The 230-nt window shown below is 47.8% G+C and carries 1 pseudogene; it reads right to left on the bottom strand.

Annotated elements, in window-relative coordinates:
• Positions 1-123, bottom strand: a pseudogene (locus RTW80_RS31095) (conjugal transfer protein); the annotation flags it as partial.
• Between the last annotated feature and the right edge of the window lie 107 nt (positions 124-230).

A 230-nucleotide genomic window follows, 5' to 3' on the forward strand; every position in this document is an offset into this window, starting at 1 on the left:
TGGTTTAAGCCATGCATTAATGTCAGGCGGTGGCGTATTGACACCACCTGGCGAGATGGTAGGGGAAGAAGAACAACCAGTAAGCAGTATTACTGGCAAAATGAGAGAGGTGAGTGCTTTCATTTTTTCCGGTTCTCCGGCTGCATGAAGCTGACCTGTAACAAGCCCGGATATTGATGGATTGTTGCTCTCCAGGCTGTCTGGGCTTCAATAAGTCTCAACGTATTGGA

This window comes from Escherichia sp. AM3, assembly GCF_032029835.1.
GTDB classification, from domain to species: domain Bacteria; phylum Pseudomonadota; class Gammaproteobacteria; order Enterobacterales; family Enterobacteriaceae; genus Escherichia; species Escherichia coli.